Raw genomic sequence first — 18,011 nt, 5'->3', positions numbered from 1 at the left:
ACCGGCACCGCTGGACGGTGAGCATTCGGAAGCTGGCTGGTTCGTACTCACTTGTTTACTCGCCCAACAAGCCTGCTGTCAATATATTGTCAGTACATACTTACTTACGAACGTACGAGATCAGCTACTCCACGGCCCAGTCCAGCGCCGTTGTATTACCGAGTGGCCGTCAGATCGAGGCGGCCACCCATTCGGAGCAGCTGCCAGTCGTCAACGCGATCGCGTCCGCCCTCCGTCGAGACAGCACTGCCCCTTCACTCGCACGGAGAAACCCGACCTCCGCCTTCGATGATCAGCTTTCCGTCGCGAGCGGACGGTTATACGACCCCGCAGCAGCGAAGCCCCTCAACAGGCAAGCCAGTAAGTAAGTATGTCAGGACTAAGTATTGACAGTTCGAGTTTCGGCGGTGAAAACTACCGTTTGTCGTAAGCAGCGGCGACCCAGGTCACAGAGCCTTGCACCTCCCCGCCGCAACAACACGCCCGATCCTTCCGCAGTCCACCGTCGACCTCGGTGAACGCGACCCGAACCCGAGTTCCAACACATCGCCGATCGGTTCACCTGGCCGCACCCGGCATCGGCGTTCACAGTGCGCACCGGACACACGGACGGACCACCTACCCGGGAACGGCACGACCGCCAGAAAGAGACTTTCATGAGCAACGACAACGCCACCGACACTCGCAGCAGGCTGCGGGTCGGCTCAGCACCGGACTCGTGGGGCGTGTGGTTCCCCGACGACTCCAAGCAGACACCGTGGCATCGCTTCCTCGACGAAGTCGCCGAGGCCGGCTACGAATGGATCGAGCTCGGCCCGTACGGATACCTGCCCACCGACCCGGAGCAGCTGCGCGACGAACTCGGCAAGCGTGACCTGACGCTCTCGGCGGGCACCTGTTTCACCGGCTTCCACAAGGGTGATGTGTGGAAGGAGACTTGGGAACACGTCCGCCAAGTCGCCGATTTGACCAGCGCGCTCGGCGCGAAGCACATCGTGGTCATCCCGGACATGTGGCGCGATCCCGCGACGGGCGAGCAGTTGGAGGACCGCTTGCTCGGCGAAAACTCGTGGAGCTCGTTGGCCTCGGGTACGGACCGGCTCGCCAAGGCACTGTACGAGGAGTACGGCGTGCGGCTGCAGTTCCATCCGCACGCCGACAGCCACGTCGACACCCAGGAGCACGTCGAGCGCTTCCTGGAGCTCACCGACCCCGAACTGGTGACGCTGTGCCTGGACACCGGCCACATCTCCTACTGCGGCGGGGACAACCTGGCGCTGATCGAGAAGTACCCGAACCGCATCGGCTACCTACACCTCAAGCAGGTCGAGCCCTCCATCCTCGCCGACGTGCGGTCCGAAGACCTGCCGTTCGGCCCTGCGGTGCAACGCGGCGTGATGTGCGAGCCGCCCAACGGTGTGCCGGAGCTCGCACCGATCATCAAGGCCACCGAGAACCTCGACGCGGACCTGTTCGCCATCGTCGAGCAGGACCTCTACCCGGTCGACTTCAACGTGCCGCTGCCCATTGCACGCCGCACCCGCAACTACCTGACCCGCTGTGGCGCGGGTGCACGTTGATCACCGATGAGCGCCGCCACACGTCGCGGCACAGGAGGATTGCATGAGTGACAACGACCTTCGGGTAGGTCTCATCGGGGCAGGCAGGATGGGCGCCGACCACGCCCGGCGCATCCACGAACGGACCAGCAACGCCCGGCTGGTCGCGGTTGGCGACCCCGACCAGGACCAGGCGCACCAAGCCGTTTCGGGCTTGGAGGGCTGCCGCATCGAGCAAGATCCGATGGACGTGATCGTGGCGTCCGATGTGGACGCCATCGTGCTCGCCACCCCCGGTATCACCCACGAACCCATGTTGCTGGCCTGCATCGAGCGCGGACTTCCCGTCCTGTGCGAGAAGCCGCTCACCCCGGACTCGAAGTCTTCGTTGCGCGTGGTCGAGGCAGAAGAACGGGTGGGACACAAGCTCGTCCAGGTCGGCTTCATGCGCCGGTTCGACCCGGAATACGTAGAGCTCAAGCGGCTGCTGGACGCGGGCGATTTCGGGCGGGCCCTGGTGATGCACTGCGCACACCGCAACCCCACCACGCCACCCGGGTTCACCAACGAGATGATGGTCTTCGACTCGGCGGTGCACGAGTTCGACACCACCCGCTGGCTGCTCGACGAGGAGATCGCAGCGGTGACGGTCCAGCACCCGCGGTCGGCTTCCGCCGCACCGGAGGGGCTGGCAGACCCGAAGCTCATCACGATCGAAACCACCGGTGGTGTCGTCGTCGACGTCGAACTGTTCGTCAACTGCGGCTTCGGTTACCAGGTCCGCTGCGAAGCCGTCTGCGAGCACGGCACGGCCATGGTGGGTGGCAACACCGGACTGTTCAGCCACACGGAGGGCCGCTGGGGCGGAAACGTCACCAAGGACTTCCGCGACCGGTTCATGCAGGCCTTCGACCTCGAGTTCCAGCGGTGGGCGCACGCCGCCCTGGGCGGGACCATCGACGGCGCCAGCGCCTGGGACGGCTACGCCGCCGCGGCGGTGTGCGAAGCCGGTCTCGGTGCCCTTGCCACCGGCGAGCGCACCGAGGTCGAACTCGTCGAGCGCCCCCTCTTCTACAGCTGAGGCGCGCCGAACACGAATCCCGAGGAGTTCCCTTGAAAATCGCGCTCGACCCGCACATGTTCCGATTCACTCCACTGCTGGAGCTGCCGCGTCTGGTCGCCGAACTCGGCTACGAGTGGATCGAACTTTCACCGCGCGAGGACGTGCTGCCCTTCTTCACCCACCCTCGCATCGACGACACCACGATCCGCCGATTCCGCGCGGAACTCGACGCCGCGGGCGTCGGCATCGCTTCGGTCCTGCCGCTGTACCGCTGGTCCGGCCCCGACGAGGACGAGCGACAGGCCGCCGTCCGTTACTGGAAACGCGCCATCCAGATCACCAGCGAGCTCGGCGTCGACGTCATGGTCTCCGAATTCAACGGCCGCCCCGAGGCGACCAGCCGCAGCGAGGGGCAGTTCTGGCGGTCGATGGAGGAACTCCTGCCGATCTTCGAGCGGGAGGGAATCACCCTCAAACTCGAACCTCACCCCGACGACTTCATCGAGGACGGCCACGCCGCCGTCAACATGGTGCGCGGGATCAACTCGCCGAATGTCCAGTTCCTCTACTGCGCACCCCACACCTTCCACATGGGCAACGATGCGCCGGGAATCATGCGCCATGCCGGCGATCTGCTCACCCACGTGCACGTGGCCGACAGCTTCGACCACACCGCATCGTCCGGGCTTCGTTACATCGTCAACCCACCCGGTTCAACCGCCCGCATCCACCAGCACCTCGACATCGGCCAGGGCGAGGTGGACTGGGACGAGTTCTTCGGCTCGCTGCGGGACAACGGGTTCGACGGGATCATGACGGCTTGCGTGTTCGCCTGGGAAGACCGCGCCCGCGAGTCCTCGGTCTACATGCGCGACAAGATCGCCGAATACACCAAGGACTGGTGAGGCGGGACTGTTCGGTCGCTCCTGCGCGGGCGAACATTCATCCGTGGCCCACGATGGGCACCGCCGTGTTGGCACTGTGGCTGACCAATTCCGCAGTGACCTGATCTTCAGGCGATGGGCGCCGCCACTGGGCGGCGCCCATCGACGTTTCGGAGTCCGAGGTCGCGGGAGTGACGACCGATCCGGCGCGTCACGAGCTTCCGATCCGGCTCGAAATTCCGCGTCCGCGTGAAAGATCTGATTCATAACGTCGTGGATGCGCGCCCGGAACCGCTTCACGGCATTGGGGACACCGCATAGAGCAGCTTGCTCCTCCTTATGTATTGACATACGGACTAGGTCTGCTTAGTGTCTGCCATCACAGATTACCGAAACGCTTCGGTAAGCGATCTGAACGCCTCGTCGGCAGATGCAGAACCCGTCGCCACTCGGGCGAGCCGGTGAAGCCGCTCGCAGCCCCCGCCGTAGAGCCCCTTCCCAACGGTGGATGACCACTCGTTGGGCAACTCAGCAGAAGGACGCGGAACATGTCTCAGCAACCACTGTCCGTTGCGGTCATCGGCGCCGGGATGGCCGGTCGCAGCCATGCGGCGGGCTACCGGCAGGTCAACACCGTTTTCGGCGACGGTCTCCCGTTCATCCGGCTGGCGGCCATCGCCGACACCAACACCGACCTCGCCGAGGACGCGGCTCGTCGCTACGGGTACGAGAGGTCCGCGTCCAGCTGGGAGGAGATCGCCGACGATCCCTCGATCGACGCGGTGAGCGTCGTGGTCGGCAACGCGCTGCACCGGGAAATAGCCGAAGCACTGATCCGCGCAGGAAAGCACGTGCTGTGTGAGAAGCCCTTGGCGGGGTCGTTGACCGATGCCGAGGCGATGGTGGCCGCAGAGAAGACCGCCGGAGTGGTGACCGCCGTTGGTTACACCTATCGCCGCTCCCCCGCCATCACCGCGATTCGCGACCACGTCAGTCACGGTGAACTGGGTGAGCTGACGCTGTTCAACGGCCGATACTGGGCGGACTACGCCTGCGACCCACGCGGCCCGCTTAGCTGGCGCTTCAAAGGCGGGCCCGGAAGCGGCGCACTCGGAGATGTCGGCGCCCACGCCATCGACGTGGCCGAGTACGTCTGCGGCCCGATCGAATCGGTCGCCGGTGCGGCGTTGTCGACCCAGATCCCCAAGCGGCCGCTGCCGCTCGGAGCGGTCGTCGGGCACAACACCACTCCGGTCAGCGACGAAATGGGCGAGGTCGAGAACGAGGACACGGCCATGTTGACCGCACGCTTCCGCACCGGGCTCACGGGGTCGCTCTCGGTATCCCGCACCGCCTTCGGCATGCCGAACGGACTGGCCTTCGACACCCACGGTCTGTCGGGCCGAGCCTCCTTCGACTGGCACCGGCCCGCCGAGTACGTCTTCGACGACACGCAGCCCGAAGCACGCACCCGTGGTGCACGGCAGGTCATCGCAGGACCACAACTACCGTATTTCGCCGGCGGATACCCCATGCAAGCGCCAGGTAACGGCGGCGGCAACGCTGAGATGTTCGTCTACCAGTGCCGCGCGTTCCTCGACCAGGTCACCGGCGCCCCTGATCCGCGGCCGGAGTGCGCGTCCTTCGCCGATGCCTTGCACACCATGCGCGTCATCCAGGCCATCGTCGAATCCTCACAGGCCAACGGCGCGCCGATCAACGTTCGCTGAACACGTTCCCTCATATCTGGAAGGACCAAGGACTCTCCCCATGGCACTGAAGCTCGGCGCCTACACCGCCGCCCTGCACGACCGCATGCTCGAGGACACCCTCGACATCCTCGACTCCAATGGCCTGACCTCGGTGGAGGTCAACACCGGCGGCTTCCTCCCAGCTCCGCACTGCCCGATTGACCTGCTGCTGTCCTCGGCCAAAGCACGCCAGGACTACCTGCGGACATTTTCCTCACGAGGTATGGAACTAACGGGGCTGAACTGCAACGGAAACCCGCTCAGCCCCCTGCCCGGCACCGGCCCCAAGCATGCCGATGACCTGCGCCGCACCATCGAGCTCGCCGGACTGCTCGGCGTGCGCAACGTCGTGACCATGTCGGGCACCCCCGGCTCGGACCCCGACGCGAAATACCCGTCCTGGGTCGTCAACCCCTGGGACGGCGTCTACATGGACGTGCTCGACTACCAGTGGGGTGTCGCCACCGAGTTCTGGACCGAGATCGACGGCCTCGCCCGCGCCCACGATGTCCACGTGGCGATCGAGATGCACCCACACAACCTGGTGTTCTCCCCCGTCACCCTGGAGAAGCTGGTGAAGTTGACCGGTGCGACCAACCTCGGCGCCGAAATGGACCCCTCGCACCTGATGTGGCAGGGCATGGATGTAGCCGCCTGCGTTCGCCACCTCGGACCGCTGGTGTTCCACGCCGCCGCCAAGGACGCCACGCTGTGCCACGGCATCGACGTCCGGGGAGTTCTCGACACCTCGTTCGAACGAGTGCCCGCGGGCACCCCGGGCAAGGTCCCCACCGGCATCGATCACTGGTGCAATTCCTGGCCGGACAACCCAGCTTGGAAGTTCGTCGCCGTCGGCATCGGCCACGACACTGCCTACTGGACCGAATTCCTCACCGCCCTGGCCGAGGTCGACCCGGACATGGCGGTCAACATCGAGCACGAGGACGCCTCCTACTCGCAGGAGGAAGGGCTCTCCCTCGCCGCCAAGAACCTCCTTGCCGCCGCGGCGAACCTGTGAAGTTCCGGAACGGCACCGCCTATCCATAATGGACGGTAAAGAGTGATACTCCCCCTCTCCATACACCACGTGTCGTTGATGGTTCAAGATCTCGACGATGCGCTGGAGTTCTACACCGAAGTGCTCGGCATGCGACGCCGTACCGACCGGCCTGCATCGGCCGCGCGCGGCGCCTGGCTGGACGTCGGGGACCACCAGGTTCATCTGATCGAGGGCAGCCCACCACCTGCGCGGGGACAGCACTTCGCGGTGCGCATCTCCGACCTGGACACGACACGGGAACTGCTACTCAGCCGCGGTGTGGAGGTCAGCGAAGCGGTCACGATCGGCACTGCGCGGCAAGCCTTCCTGCAGGACCCGTCGGGAAACCGCATCGAGCTGCAGGAGGCAGCACATTCGCCCACGTGAATCCCACGAACCTCCGGCACCGCGAAGTTCGCAGTCAGCGAGAAGCACCCCTGAACGACTTCTGCTCGCTGAACGACGACGAGTCGCGAACGAACCACTCCCAAAACCCCCAACGACGGAGGTTTGAGCTGATGAGCAGCAACAGAACAACGTCAAGACCCGCACCGTTACCCGCAGACCGCCCGGGCCCTCATTCCAAGCGCCTCGGGATGGTGGCCTTCGTCGCCACTTTCGGCGGACTGCTGTTCGGCTACGACACCGGCGTCATCAACGGTGCGCTGGAGCCGATGAAGGCCGACCTGGGGCTCACCCCCGTCACCGAGGGCTTCGTCGTGAGCATCCTCATCTTCGGGGCCGCGTTCGGTGCCGCCATCGGCGGCAAGCTCGCCGACCGGCACGGCAGGCGGCAGAACATCCTCCTGCTCTCAGGTATCTTCATCCTCGGCACCATCGGATGCGCCGTGTCGCCGACGTGGCAGGTGCTTGCGTTGTTCCGCTTCGTGCTCGGTCTCGCCGTCGGCGGCGCCTCGACCACCGTGCCGGTCTACCTCGCCGAAGTCGCACCCGTGGAACGCCGCGGCAGCCTGGTGACCCGCAACGAGGTCATGATCGTGTCCGGCCAGTTCGCGGCGTTCATCATCAACGCGGTCATCATCAACGTCTGGGGCGAGCACACCTCGGTGTGGCGTTTCATGCTGGTGGTCGCGGTGCTCCCCGCGATCGCGCTGCTCATCGGGATGCTGCGGATGCCGGAGAGCCCGCGCTGGCTGTCGTCCCAGGAACGCGACGCCGACGCGCTCGCGGTCCTCAAGCAGGTGCGGTCCCCGGAACGCGCCGAGGCCGAGATGGCCGAAGTCCGCACGCTGGCCGAGGAAGAGCAGCAGTCGCAGACCGGCGGCTGGTTCGACCTCGCGGTGCCCTGGATCCGGCGGATGGTCATCATCGGTGCCGTCCTGGGCATTTTCCAGCAGCTGACCGGCATCAACTCGATCATGTACTACGGTTCTCAGCTGCTGCAGGACGCCGGGTTCTCCACCAACGGTGCGGTCATCGCCAACACCGCCAACGGCCTGTTCAGCGTCCTGGGCATCACTGTCGGCATCATGCTGATCAACAAGCTCGACCGGCGCGTCATGCTGATCGGCGGCTTCACCCTGATCTCGCTGTTCCACGTACTCGTCGGGACGTCGGCGATGTTCCTGCCCGACACAGCGGCGAAACCCTATATCATCCTGATCTTCGTCGTGGCCTTCGTGTTCTCCATGCAGGGCACGCTCGGACCGGTGGTCTGGCTGCTGTTGTCCGAGATGTTCCCGCTCAAGATCCGCAGTTTCGCCATGGGCTTGTGCGTGTTGGTGCTGTGGGTGGCCAACGCCGGTGTCACCTTCGGCTTCCCGCCGACGGTCGCCGCTCTCGGCATCGCTCCGACGTTCTTCATCTTCGCCGCGATCGGTGTTCTGGGCATTCTCTTCACCTCCACCCTGGTTCCCGAGACCCGCGGCAAGACCCTCGAGGAATTCGAGGACGAGGTCCGCACCCAGCACGCTCGACCCGACGCCCGAGGAAGGTGAGCACCATGTCCATCATGGTCGCCGTTCCGGACAGCCCGGAAGGCCGCGCGGCTCTCCGCGCCGCCATCGACGAAGCCCAGCAGCTGCACGATGACCTCATCGTGGTCAACCTCGGTCTGACAGGGCTCGACACCTCCCCACTCCCACCTGAACTTCCAGTGGCGGTGATCGACCGGCAGGGCCGTTCTGATCGCGATCCCACCGACGCCGTCCTCGACGAAATCGACGAACGCTCGGTCCAGCGGCTCGTCATCGGACTGAGGCACCGCTCCCCCGTCGGCAAGGCTCTCCTCGGAAGCATCAGCCAACGCTTGCTGCTCGAAGCCCCGGTACCCGTGCTCGCAGTCAAACCATCGGAAAGCGAACCGTCCCGGTGAAGGTTCCACCATGCCGGAGCGCGGCACGCCGCCTGTTCGACCAACCGGCGCAAGACTCGTCAATAGTGCACAACAGCGCACGGACAGTGGTGGAGGACCCGACCTAAAGGCGGGCCCTCCACCACTGTCCGCGGGCGGTCCGTAAATCCGAGCGTAGAACGCGCACAACGCAGCGGAGTGCGATTTGTCCTTACATCGTGAATTAAGAACGTCGAGTGTTCTTGATACCGTGTGGTCGTGACCTCGACGCAGCACCGCCGATCGCCGGAACCCGCTTGGGACCCGGCCACCCAGATTTCCGTGGACCACCGCAGCCCAGTGCCGCTCTACTACCAAGTGGCCAGCCAGATCGAGGAGGCCATCGACTCCGGCGCGCTTCCCGTCGGCGCGCGGCTGGACAACGAGGTCGAACTGGCCGCCCGACTGGGCATGTCCCGCCCGACGGTCCGGCAGGCGATCGGCTCCCTGGTCGACAAGGGCCTGGTGGTGCGCAAGCGCGGCGCAGGCACCCAGGTGGTGTTCAATCGGGTCAAGCGGTCGCTGGAACTGAGCAGCCTGTTCGACGACCTCACCCGGGTCGACCAGAAGCCCACCACCAAGGTCCTGGTCAACGAGGTGATAACGCCTTCTCCCGAGATCGCACACATCCTCGGGATCTCCGAGCAGGACAATGCGCTGCATCTGCAGCGCGTCCGCTCGGCTCGTGGCGAACCGATCGCCCAGCTGCAGAACTACCTGCCCGTAGGCCTGATCGAACCCACCGATGAACTGCTCGAGGAGCGCGGCCTCTACCAGCTGCTCCGCGGTGCCGGGGTGCACCTCCACGCGGCGCACCAGACGATCGGCGCCCGGGTGGCCGCCGAGGACGAGGCCGACCTGCTCGACGAGCAGGCAGGGGCAGCTCTACTGACCATGGAGCGCACCACCTACGACCAAGCGGGCAAGGTCGTCGAGTACGGCTCGCACGTCTACCGTGCTTCGCGTTACTCCTTCGACCTCTCCCTGCACGGCGACACCTGACTCCGGTCGTCCACTTCAGACCCCGGTTGGCTCCCCGGTGGTGTCACGCAGGACCAGTCGCGACTGCAGGAGCTTGCGGACGGGACCCGCACGACCATCCCGGACTCGTTCCAGAAGTGCTTCGGCAGCGAGCCTGCCCATCTCGCGACGCGGCTGGTCGATCGTGGTGAGGCCGATGTGCGCGAGCGCGGCAAGCGAAGTGTTGTCGTAGCCGATCACCGAGATGTCTTGCGGCACCCGCAGCCCCACTTCGTCGAGCGCGGAAATCGCACCAACCGCGTTGAAATCGTTGGCTGCGACGATCGCGGTGGGCAGCGGGGCGAACCTCTCAAGCACCTGCCCGACGGCCTTCGATCCTGCGCTGTCGGTGTACTCGCTGGGCAACACCACCGGCTCCAAGCCGTGCTTGCGCATGGTCGCGACGTAGCCGCGCCTGCGGACGGCCGCCTGCGAGCCGTGGCCACCGTCGAAGTGCACGATCCGGGTGTGGCCCAGCGCGACGAGGTGGTCGACGGCCAGCTCCGAACCGGCCTTGCCATCATCATTGAAAGTATCGACAGTGGATAGACGAGAATCGCGTGCCACGAGCGCGACGGGGACCCTGTCCGCCGCAGCGGCGATGTCCGAGGCAGGAACCGCCGGTCCCAGCAACACCAGTCCCGCGGGTCGGAACGACAGCAAGCTCTCGACCGCCTTGCGTTCCCGTGTCGCGCTGCGACCACCGGTGTTGATGATCAGTTCCAGTCCCTCCGATCGGGCCACCGCGTCCAGCCCGTCAACGATCTCCGCGAAGAACGGGTTGTGCAGATCGGAGACCATCACGCCCAGCACCGTGGAATTCCTCGAAGCCAGCGACCGTGCCATGGCGTGCGGTGAGTAGCCGAGCTCCTCGGCAGCCCGCAGCACAGCATCCCTGCGCTCCGGTCTGACCTTCGGCGAATCCCGCATGACCAGGGAGACCAGCGCACGGGATACCCCGGCACGGGCCGCGACGTCCTCCATCGTTGGCCGCGCCATGGTGAGTTCTCCTTCTGCAAGGGTTGACATCGACGTGAGTCAGCTTACAGCATTAGAGCGCTCCAAACTTGGAGCGCTCTAACACATTCGCTCCTAGTTGAAACGAGGGCACTCCCGAGATGAAGATCGGAGTAGCCGGGGTCGGCCGGATCGGCTCTATGCACGCCACGAACCTCACCGCCTTGGACGAGGTCGAACAACTCCTGCTGTTCGACCCGCAACCCGGTAAGGCCGCGACAGCGGCCGCCTCGCTCGGCGGTCCAACGGTTGCGGTGGATACCGCGGACGATCTCGTCGCGGCCGACGGCGTGCTCGTGGCGACCCCCACCGACACCCACCCCGAGATGGTGCGCCGGGCGATCGCCGCGGGAAAGCCAGTGCTGTGCGAGAAACCGCTCGCGCCCGACCTGCCATCGATGGGAACGCTGGTCGACGAGGTAGAAGCGTCCGGCGTGCCGGTGCTGGTCGGGTTCCAGCGCCGCTTCGACCCGGCGACCGTCGAACTGCACCGGCGACTGCGCTCCGGCACGGCGGGGACGGTATACCTGGTACGCGCGGTGTGCAACGACCACCTGCCGCCGTCGCCGGAATTCGTGGCGACCTCCGGCGGGCTGTTCCGGGACTGCCTGATCCACGATCTGGACGCAGTGCCATGGCTGGTCGGCGAGCCGGTCACCGAGGTCTATGCGTCCGGCTCGGTACTGGTGGACGGGTCGTTCGAGGAAGCCGGCGACGTGGACAACGCGATTGTCATGTTGCGCTTCGCCGGTGGCGCGCACGCCGTGCTGTCAGCCTCTCGGCACGACCCGGTGGGCTATGACTGCCGCCTGGAGGTATTCACCAGCAAGGACACCGTGGCCGTGGGTCTGGACGACCGCACACCGCTGAACTCTCTCGATGATGGCGGTCCACGACCGAGTGCGCCCTGGCAGTCGTTCATCGAGCGCTACCACGACGCGTACCTCAACGAGATGGAGGTGTTCCTCGACGTCATCGCAGGCCGAGCGGGCAACCCGTCGCCGCCGCGGGACAGTCTGATCAGCTTTCGGCTGGCGGAAGCGTGCGAGGAGTCGGCACGCACCGGAGCACCGGTATCGCTCCCGACCGTCGAAAACGAAGTCAGCTCATGACCACGGATTCACAATCCCTGCGGCTCTGATTTCTGGGACGTCCGCCGGGCACTCGTCCTCGCCCGTCCCGACGCGGCGGTCGTGGAGCCGCGGCGGCGCGTGTCCATTCCCCTGGGCTGCCTCGCGTGCGTGCGGGGAGCCGACGCTCGCCCGTCGAGCCTCACACGCCTCCTCCTTGCCGAGGGGGCACTGGCCGGAACATGGTGCGATGGACAGCCCTGTCCGGCCGCCCTCGCGGCCGAGTCGATTCGACGAGCTGTTGGCCGCTGCCAACGGACTCCCCCCAGCGGAGCTGCTCGCGGTGTGATTACCCGTTGACTCTGGACCGGAGACCGTCCAGCACCAACTCGAGCCCCCGCTCGAAATCGGCTGGTCCCTCGGGCGCCCGGTCGATCGCCCCGGCGCTCGCGGCTTGCAGTGCCGTCTGCTCCTCCACGGTGTGCCCGAAGACGAGATGCAGGAGGGCACGGGTGCCGACATCGACCAGTTCGTCGGGCAGGTCACCGTCCCGCAAGGCCTGCTGCAACTGGTTGGCGGGGTCACCGGCGCCGAGACCGAAGGTGTACGCCGTGACGACCACTTCGGCACCGTCCCGGTAGGCGAGCATCGCGTCCCGGAGCTCGCCGCAGACCTCGACCACACGCCGATCCCACGCCCGAGCTCGATGGGGTCGCCGCCCCCTGGCCAGAATCTCGTCGGCGACCGCGGCCAGGAGCGTCTGCTTGTTCGACACGTGATGGTAGAGCGCGCTCGGTTGCACGCCTAGCTCGGTGGCGAGTCGGCGCATCGTCAGTGATTCCAACCCGTACTCGTCGAGGACCACGATCGCGCGATCCACGACGTCTGCTCGGTGGTAGCGCACTCAGAACCTCCAGTTGACCGACCGACCCACCCAGTTTAGCCTGAACGCTGTTCAGTTGAACACCGTTCAGGTAGCACCAACCGACACCGGGAGACGCGATGCAAGCCACCTTCCAACAGCTCGCCGATGGGGTACTCACCGGGGTCCCGGCCACGCCCGAAGACGCCCTCGCGGTACTGCGTGCAGACGACACCGAGCTGATGTCCGTCGTGGCTGCCGCCGGCAGGCTGCGCCGTGCGCATTTCGGTAACACGGTGAAGGTGAACTACCTGGTCAACCTCAAGTCGGGGATGTGCCCGGAGAACTGCAACTACTGTTCGCAAGCACTCGGCTCCGAAGCCCCCGTCCTCAAGTACTCGTGGCTGTCCAAGGACGAGGCGCTCAAACAAGCCGGTGCCGGTATCGAGGGCGGCGCCAGCCGCGTGTGCATGGTCGCCTCCGGTCGCGGACCGTCCACACGCGACATCGACAAGGTCACCGAAATGGTCGGGGCACTGAAGGACGAACACCCCGACGTGGAGGTCTGCGCCTGCCTGGGATTCCTCAAGGACGGCCAGGCAGCACGCCTCAAGGAGGCCGGTGTGGACGCCTACAACCACAACATCAACACGTCCGAGAGCAACCACGACAACATCGTCCAGACCCACACCTACGCCGACCGGGTGGACACCGTGGAGAAGGCGAAGGGCGCGGAGATCTCGCCCTGCTCCGGCCTGATCGCCGGCCTCGGGGAAACCGACGAGCAACTCGTCGAGGCGCTGTTCGCGCTGCGGGAGCTGGACTCGGACTCGATCCCGGTCAACTTCCTGATGCCCTTCGAAGGGACCCCGTTCGAGAACACGTGGGAGCTCTCCCCCACTCGCTGCGTGAAGATCCTGGCAATGGCGCGCTTCGTCTGCCCCGACAAGGAAATCCGGATCGCAGGCGGCCGCGAGATGCATCTGCGTACGCTGCAGTCGATCGGGCTGCACGTCGCCAACTCGATCTTCCTCGGCGACTACCTCACCTCGGAGGGCCAGGACGCCGAGGCGGACCTGGAAATGATCCGGGACAACGGATTCGTCGTCCTGGACTCCGAGGAAGACCTCGCCCAACAGGCCGAACGACCGGAGTCGGTCGATCCGGCGATCCGTCGCCGCGGGGCAGGCACCGACGTCCTCCCCAACGCCTGACGGATGCCGCCGGATAGCAGCCGCCCCGGAGTCAAGAAGAGCCGCTGGACCGAGTGGTTCGCCGAGCAGCGGACCAAGCGGGCGGACGCCGGCCTGCAGCGCACGCTGCGCCCCCGGGCGGCCGGCGAGAACGTCATCGACCTCGCCAACAACGACTACCTGGGCATGTCCGGCCACCCCGAGGTGCGGCGAGCGGCCGCCGATGCCGCCCACGTCTGGGGTGCCGGGGCAGGCGCCTCCCGACTGGTGACCGGCACCACGACGCTGCACTCCGACCTGGAGCGTGAACTCGCCGAGTTCACCAGTCGAGAGGCGGCGCTGGTGTTCTCGACCGGATACCACGCCAACCTGTCCGCGGTGACCGTGCTTGCCGACAAGCAGTCGCTGATCGTCTCCGACGCGCACGTGCACGCCTCGCTGATCGACGCCGCACGGCTGTCCCGGGCTGCGATCGAGGTGGTGCCCCACAACGACGTGGCCGCCGTGCGGGCCGCGTTGACCAAAGCCGATGGCCGGCCGGCGATCGTGCTTACCGAGTCGGTCTTCTCGGTGCTCGGAGACGCCGCCCCGCTCACGGACCTGGCCGCGGTCTGCGCCGAACAGGACGCGCTCCTCGTCGTCGACGAGGCACACGGGCTCGGCGTGGTCGGTGACGGTGGTCGGGGTCTGGTGCACGCCCACGATCTGGCCGACGCCCCGCACGTGGTGATGACCGCGACGCTGTCGAAATCGCTCGGCGCGATGGGCGGCGCGGTACTCGGCTCCACCGCACTGATCGACCACCTCACCAACCGCGCTCGACCGTTCATCTTCGACACCGGGCTGGCACCGGCACCCGCCGCAGGCGCCCGGACCGCTCTCCGCCGACTGCACGGTCAACCGGACCTCCCGACTTGGATCCACCGACGTAGCGGTGAGCTCGCCGACCGCCTCGGCGTGCAGCGGTCGGCGGGCGCCGTGCTCTCCGTGCCGATGCCGTCCCCGCGGGTCGCCCTCACCGCGCAGGCCGCAGCCCTCGCCTCCGGAGTCCGAGTCGGGTGCTTCCGGCCACCCTCGGTTCCGGACGGGATTTCCCGACTCCGGATCACCACCCGCGTCGGCCTCGACTACGAACAGTGGGCCCGCGCGGTCGACGTGCTAACTCAGGTCATCGATGACCACCGGCAGCATTGCTGATCACGACGAGGTGCCGACACCCTGTCGGAACTCGGCGCCGAGCCCACCCAAGATCGCGCGGTTCAGGTGGCTGTCCCAAGTCACAGTTCTTTCCGGACGGCTTCCGCCAGCACCTCAGCTAGGTGCTGCGCACGGCGATCGGTCGCCTGACCGACTTGGGTGCGGCAGGAAAAGCCGTCCGCGAGCACGAGAGTGCCGTCGGCTGCCTCTCGGGCAGCGGGCAGCAACGCTCGTTCTCCGCACGCCTGCGAGACCTCGTAATGACCGCGCTCGAACCCGAAGTTCCCCGCCAGTCCGCAGCAGCCGGTTTCCACCCTCTCGGTTCCGATTCCCGCTCGTCGCATCAGCTCCTGGTCCGGACCGAACCCGATCACCGCGTGCTGGTGGCAATGCACCTGGGTGATCGCGGACTGATCCACCTGGGGCAGCTGCCAGTCTGGGGCGTGCGCTTCGAGGAACTCGGCGAGGGTGTGCACCGTGCCGGCCACCCTTTCCGCGTCTTCTCCGGGCACGAGTTCGACCAGGTCGGTACGCAGTGCCGCCGTGCAGCTCGGTTCGAGACCTACGATGGGTATTCCGGCTTCGACGAATGGTGCGAGTGCTGCGAGGGTACGTCGCATGACCTTGCGAGCAACCCCCAGTTGTCCGGTAGACACCCAGGTCAATCCACAACACACCGGCCCCCGCGGGAGGACGACGCGGAAACCCGCGTGCTCCAGTACATCGACCGCTGCCCGTGCGACCTCGGGTGTGAGGAAGTTGTTGAAGGTGTCCGGCCACAGCAGCACGGGCGGCCGTCCCTGGGGACGGCTAACACGTCGCCTGAACCAGTGGCTGAAATGCTGCTTCGCGAAGGAAGGTATCGATCGTTCCGGGGCGATCCCGCCGATCCGCTTTAAAAGACCGGACAGCGTATCGTTGCGCGTGGCCGCGTTCACCAAACCCGGTGCCAGCGCGGCGAACCGGGACCACAGCGGCAACCAGCCCATCGAGTAATGCGCGGCCGGGCGGACCCTGCCCGCGTAGTGATGGTGCAGGAACTCCGCCTTGTAGGTGGCCATGTCCACATTGACCGGACAGTCGTTGCGGCACCCCTTGCAAGAAAGGCACAGGTCCAGTGCTTCCCGAACCTCCTCGGAGCGCCAGCCGTCGGTGATGAGATCTCCGGTGAGCATCTCGGAGAGCAAGCGCGCGCGCCCGCGTGTGGAATGCCGTTCTTCCTTCGTGGCCATGTAGCTGGGGCACATCACTCCCGGCCCTTCGCTGCGCCGGCATTTGCCTACGCCCACACAACGGCCCACCGCCTGGGTGAAGCTGCCCTCATCGTGGGGATAGGAGAACAAGGTCAGTGCCCCACCGGCGTTTGCTGCGGCGGGAACGCGCAGATCCGCATCCAGTGGGGCTGGCCTCACGATGACGCCCGGGTTCATCAGGTCGTTCGGGTCCCAGATGGACTTGAATTCGGCAAAAGCATCGCAGATCTCCGGTGGATACATCCGCGGTAGCAGTTCCGAGCGTGCCTGCCCGTCCCCGTGCTCGCCGGAGAGTGATCCGCCGTGTTCGGTGATGAGGTCTGCGGCCTGTTCCATGAACGAACGGAACTCACCGATTCCCGGTGAGTCGACCAGGTTGAAGTCTATTCGCACATGCAGGCAGCCCTCGCCGAAGTGGCCGTAGACCACACCGTGACGATCATGGGAGTTCATCAGGTTCTCGAAGGCGCGCAGATACGAACCGAGATTCTCCGGCGGGACGGCGGCGTCCTCCAGGCCGGGCCACGCCTCGGAACCATCCGGCAACCGCGTCGCGACCCCGGCTCCCTCCTCGCGGATCCGCCACAGCGTCCGCTGCTCGGCGGGGTCGGTGATCAGCCGGGCATCCACCGGCCGCGACGCGCCGGTCAGGCTTGTGATCACCGCTTCACCGTTGGCGGCGGCGTCGGTCGCGTCGGCGCCACTGACCTCGATCATCAGCCACGCCTGCCCGTCCGGCAGGCTCAAACGGCTCGACGAGTTGGAGCGGGACAGCCACGCGTCCAAGAGCTGGCGGTCCAGCCCTTCCACGGTCAGAGGCCGGCGTTCCAGTAGTTCCGGCACGGCATCGCCCGCGGCCGGAGCGTCCGGGTAGCCCAGCACGACCAACGTGCGCGCTGGCGGTGTCGGGACCAACCGCACGGTCGCTGCGAGAACCACCACACAGCTGCCTTCGGTACCGGTCAGAGCACGCGCGAGGTGGACACCGTTTTCAGGCAGTAGCTGGTCGAGGGCATATCCGGATACGCGCCGGGACATCGACGGCATCCCGGTGCGGATCGCCGCGAGCTCGCGATCGACCAGACCCTGCACCCCCGAGTAAATCTGCCCTTGGCGGTTCGGCATCGCCGCCATCCGCTGCAACTCGTCGCGGCCGGTCGCGCCGACGGTCATCCGGGTGCCATCCGGCAGGAGAACATCGAGGGACTCGACGTTGTCGGCTGTGGTCCCCCATGCCACCGAGTGCGAACCGCAGGCATTGTTGCCGATCATCCCGCCGAGGGTGCAGCGACTGTGCGTGGACGGGTCCGGGCCGAACGTCAGCCCGTAAGGCTCTGCTGCGGCACGCAGGTCGTCGAGCACGACTCCGGGCTCGACCTTCGCGGTGCGCTGCTGCGGATCGATCTCGATGATCTCGGTCAGATACCGGGAGGTATCCAGGAGCAGGCCACCGCCGAAGGCATTGCCCGCGATGCTGGTGCCGCCTCCCCTGCTCACCAACGGGACCCCGAATTCGTGGCATGCGGCCACCGTTGCGATGACGTCGTCGGTGTCCCACGGCAGCACCACGCCCGCCGGGGCCCGCCGGTAGTTGGACGCATCCGTGGTGTAGAGACCGCGTGTTCCGGTGTCGAACGAAACCCGCCCCTGTACGGAATCGTGCAGCGTACGTTCGAACGCAGTGATGTCGGAATCGGCTGTACCGGTCACCATCAGCCCTTCTGCGGTGGCTCCGGATTCCGCTCATTTG

At 66.3% G+C, this 18,011-nt stretch carries 15 protein-coding genes; 12 read left to right on the top strand and 3 right to left on the bottom strand.

Annotated features, from left to right (window positions below; genetic code table 11):
• Positions 1–656 precede the first annotated feature (656 nt).
• The 9 genes from ACYVAN_RS23020 to ACYVAN_RS22980 all read left to right on the top strand — a co-directional run bounded on the left by ACYVAN_RS23020 (position 657) and on the right by ACYVAN_RS22980 (position 9,651).
• Entirely contained in the window at positions 657–1,580 is a 924-nt protein-coding gene (locus ACYVAN_RS23020; RefSeq protein ID WP_460963013.1) for a sugar phosphate isomerase/epimerase family protein, read from the top strand.
• A 43-nt stretch (positions 1,581–1,623) separates the two neighbouring features.
• A complete protein-coding gene (locus ACYVAN_RS23015) occupies positions 1,624–2,640 on the top strand; it encodes a Gfo/Idh/MocA family protein (RefSeq protein ID WP_460963011.1) in 1,017 nt (338 codons plus the stop codon).
• A gap of 32 nt (positions 2,641–2,672) precedes the next feature.
• Positions 2,673–3,527, top strand: a complete 855-nt coding sequence (locus tag ACYVAN_RS23010) for a sugar phosphate isomerase/epimerase family protein (protein WP_460963009.1) — start codon at positions 2,673–2,675, stop codon at positions 3,525–3,527.
• A 527-nt stretch (positions 3,528–4,054) separates the two neighbouring features.
• The gene (locus ACYVAN_RS23005) at positions 4,055–5,236 is read left to right on the top strand and encodes a Gfo/Idh/MocA family protein (RefSeq protein ID WP_460963007.1); all 1,182 of its coding nucleotides are present in this window, start codon (positions 4,055–4,057) and stop codon (positions 5,234–5,236) included.
• Between the two features lie 40 nt (positions 5,237–5,276).
• Complete coding sequence (locus ACYVAN_RS23000) at positions 5,277–6,275, top strand: sugar phosphate isomerase/epimerase family protein (protein WP_460963005.1); 999 nt, start codon at positions 5,277–5,279, stop codon at positions 6,273–6,275.
• 42 nt (positions 6,276–6,317) lie between these two features.
• Positions 6,318–6,683 (top strand): VOC family protein, encoded by a 366-nt coding sequence (locus ACYVAN_RS22995; protein WP_460963003.1) that lies wholly within the window; start codon positions 6,318–6,320, stop codon positions 6,681–6,683.
• Positions 6,680–8,254, top strand: a complete 1,575-nt coding sequence (locus ACYVAN_RS22990) for a sugar porter family MFS transporter (RefSeq protein WP_460963001.1) — start codon at positions 6,680–6,682, stop codon at positions 8,252–8,254. The genes ACYVAN_RS22995 and ACYVAN_RS22990 overlap by 4 nt, the downstream gene beginning before the upstream one ends.
• 5 nt (positions 8,255–8,259) lie before the next feature.
• On the top strand, positions 8,260–8,631 hold the full coding sequence (locus ACYVAN_RS22985; RefSeq protein WP_460962999.1) for a universal stress protein: 372 nt from the start codon (positions 8,260–8,262) through the stop codon (positions 8,629–8,631).
• Between the two features lie 237 nt (positions 8,632–8,868).
• The gene (locus tag ACYVAN_RS22980) at positions 8,869–9,651 is read left to right on the top strand and encodes a GntR family transcriptional regulator (protein ID WP_460962997.1); all 783 of its coding nucleotides are present in this window, start codon (positions 8,869–8,871) and stop codon (positions 9,649–9,651) included.
• Between the two features lie 15 nt (positions 9,652–9,666).
• Here the strand turns inward: ACYVAN_RS22980 and ACYVAN_RS22975 are convergent, their stop codons facing one another.
• The gene (locus ACYVAN_RS22975; protein WP_460962995.1) at positions 9,667–10,668 is read right to left on the bottom strand and encodes a LacI family DNA-binding transcriptional regulator; all 1,002 of its coding nucleotides are present in this window, start codon (positions 10,666–10,668) and stop codon (positions 9,667–9,669) included.
• Positions 10,669–10,787: 119 nt separating this feature from the next.
• On the opposite strand from ACYVAN_RS22975, the gene ACYVAN_RS22970 reads away from it, so the two are divergent.
• A complete protein-coding gene (locus tag ACYVAN_RS22970) occupies positions 10,788–11,798 on the top strand; it encodes a Gfo/Idh/MocA family protein (RefSeq protein ID WP_460962993.1) in 1,011 nt (336 codons plus the stop codon).
• 307 nt (positions 11,799–12,105) lie between these two features.
• Here ACYVAN_RS22970 and ACYVAN_RS22965 read toward each other — a convergent pair whose 3' ends face one another.
• Positions 12,106–12,660, bottom strand: a complete 555-nt coding sequence (locus tag ACYVAN_RS22965; RefSeq protein ID WP_460962991.1) for a TetR/AcrR family transcriptional regulator C-terminal domain-containing protein — start codon at positions 12,658–12,660, stop codon at positions 12,106–12,108.
• A gap of 98 nt (positions 12,661–12,758) precedes the next feature.
• Between ACYVAN_RS22965 and bioB the strand changes: the two genes are divergently transcribed.
• On the top strand, positions 12,759–13,832 hold the full coding sequence (gene bioB / locus ACYVAN_RS22960) for a biotin synthase BioB (RefSeq protein ID WP_460962989.1): 1,074 nt from the start codon (positions 12,759–12,761) through the stop codon (positions 13,830–13,832).
• A gap of 3 nt (positions 13,833–13,835) precedes the next feature.
• Complete coding sequence (locus ACYVAN_RS22955) at positions 13,836–15,008, top strand: 8-amino-7-oxononanoate synthase (protein WP_460962987.1); 1,173 nt, start codon at positions 13,836–13,838, stop codon at positions 15,006–15,008.
• 80 nt (positions 15,009–15,088) lie between these two features.
• Here ACYVAN_RS22955 and ACYVAN_RS22950 read toward each other — a convergent pair whose 3' ends face one another.
• A complete protein-coding gene (locus tag ACYVAN_RS22950) occupies positions 15,089–17,974 on the bottom strand; it encodes an FAD-binding and (Fe-S)-binding domain-containing protein (RefSeq protein WP_460962985.1) in 2,886 nt (961 codons plus the stop codon).
• Positions 17,975–18,011: the final 37 nt, after the last annotated feature.

Source organism: Parasphingorhabdus pacifica, from assembly GCF_054779195.1.
This window is presented reverse-complemented; position numbering and strand designations above follow the sequence as displayed.

Coding starts and splice junctions, on each gene's coding strand:
- ACYVAN_RS23020 (WP_460963013.1), top strand. CDS start 657: ATGAGCAACGACAACGCCACCGACACTCGCAGCAGGCTGCGGGTCGGC.
- ACYVAN_RS23015 (WP_460963011.1), top strand. CDS start 1,624: ATGAGTGACAACGACCTTCGGGTAGGTCTCATCGGGGCAGGCAGGATG.
- ACYVAN_RS23005 (WP_460963007.1), top strand. CDS start 4,055: ATGTCTCAGCAACCACTGTCCGTTGCGGTCATCGGCGCCGGGATGGCC.
- ACYVAN_RS23000 (WP_460963005.1), top strand. CDS start 5,277: ATGGCACTGAAGCTCGGCGCCTACACCGCCGCCCTGCACGACCGCATG.
- ACYVAN_RS22985 (WP_460962999.1), top strand. CDS start 8,260: ATGTCCATCATGGTCGCCGTTCCGGACAGCCCGGAAGGCCGCGCGGCT.
- ACYVAN_RS22975 (WP_460962995.1), bottom strand. CDS start 10,668: ATGGCGCGGCCAACGATGGAGGACGTCGCGGCCCGTGCCGGGGTATCC.
- ACYVAN_RS22970 (WP_460962993.1), top strand. CDS start 10,788: ATGAAGATCGGAGTAGCCGGGGTCGGCCGGATCGGCTCTATGCACGCC.
- bioB (WP_460962989.1), top strand. CDS start 12,759: ATGCAAGCCACCTTCCAACAGCTCGCCGATGGGGTACTCACCGGGGTC.
- ACYVAN_RS22955 (WP_460962987.1), top strand. CDS start 13,836: ATGCCGCCGGATAGCAGCCGCCCCGGAGTCAAGAAGAGCCGCTGGACC.
- ACYVAN_RS22950 (WP_460962985.1), bottom strand. CDS start 17,974: ATGGTGACCGGTACAGCCGATTCCGACATCACTGCGTTCGAACGTACG.